1 protein-coding gene is annotated in these 1,240 nt (G+C 38.1%); it reads left to right on the top strand.

Annotation, left to right across the window (positions count from 1 at the left end; all coding sequences use genetic code 11):
• The first annotated feature begins 942 nt into the window (after positions 1-942).
• Positions 943-1,209, top strand: a complete 267-nt coding sequence (locus tag QUA13_RS32510; RefSeq protein ID WP_333205219.1) for a hypothetical protein — start codon at positions 943-945, stop codon at positions 1,207-1,209.
• Positions 1,210-1,240: the final 31 nt, after the last annotated feature.

The following is a 1,240-nucleotide window of genomic DNA, read 5'->3' as shown; positions in this document are numbered from 1 at the left end:
AAATCCGCTTTTGCCCAAATGGGATATCTTGATTCGACCACTTTAGCTGGTAAATTATTTCTCAGAAATCACCTAAGCAAACTGCTCATCTACTGAGTGTTATCCAGACTTGTCGCTTTCAAACTCGTTCTACAATGGCTTTTTTCCGTGAGGCTATTTCTGCCCATTCTTCTCTCTCATTCCTGCCTTCTCTCATTCCCCTTTTCCCGACCTGAATCCTTACCTTTTTCCGAAGACAAGAGTCGCATTCGTAAAGATCATTCTCCTGAAAATTTTGCTCTCCTACGGCGCGAGTGCTGTCAATTTACTGAAACAGGAAAAAGGATTTAAAGGAAGTTTAAAAATGAAGCGGTATCTGGCGGGAATGGATAATAATTATTTAGTGCAAATTTTAGACTCTGCCAGCTAACGCTCGAAAAACAAAACGGATTCCCGATCTAAATTGATTCAGCTTTGAGAATTTAGAAGTCCTTAAAGCTCGATTTTAACTGGGTTAATTGCATCAGATTTAAGAGTTTTAAGAAGGGTTTTCTCAAAGAAAAACTCATGCACAAATATGATTTTATGTCAACTTAATTTAGATGCGTTTACCCTGCTATTCATACCGGAGAAGAAGTAGAAAAAGCCATCAAAAAAAAAGGAACCAAATTAATATACTTGTCGCCCTATTCGCCGGATTTCTCCCCAATTTAAAATCTATGGTCAAAACTTAAAAATATTCTCCGTTCTATCAAGACACCTAATTATCAAGAGTTAGCAAAAGCACTCTTAGTTTGCATTTAGTGAAGTTACATCAGCAAATATTTGGAATTGGTTTACTCACTGCTGTTATTGTACCTCACCTTTGTAAGAAATGCTATAGTGCTTTGTCAAGATAAGGGATTAGGATTATAGTAAAGGTAAGAATTAAGGATGCCCAGGGTAATTTAGGAGAAAAGAGGAATGCGGAAAAAGTATATCGTCCGTTTGAGCGATGATGAACGCAGCCAGCTCCAGACCATCATCAAAACGTTAAAGGGTTCAGCCAGCAAGGTCAAACGTGCCAACATTCTACTGAAAGCGGATATAGAAGGAAAAAATTGGACAGACCAACAAATTGCTCAGGCGTTCTTATGCTGTACCAAAACAGTCGAAAATATTAGACCTCTTGCAAAAAAGATATATGGTAATTGCTCAACCCCCTTGACAAGAAGACGAGATAGACATTAGATCGAGGAATGGAAAAACTCCCCGACTTAAA

This window comes from Microcoleus sp. S28C3, assembly GCF_036700785.1.
GTDB classification, from domain to species: domain Bacteria; phylum Cyanobacteriota; class Cyanobacteriia; order Cyanobacteriales; family Microcoleaceae; genus Microcoleus; species Microcoleus asticus.
Note: the sequence above shows the minus strand (reverse complement) of the source record. Positions and strands in the feature narration are given on the sequence as shown.

Bases quoted from the DNA above. Each gene is read 5' to 3' on its own strand.
- QUA13_RS32510 (WP_333205219.1), top strand. From the start codon at position 943: ATGCGGAAAAAGTATATCGTCCGTTTGAGCGATGATGAACGCAGCCAG.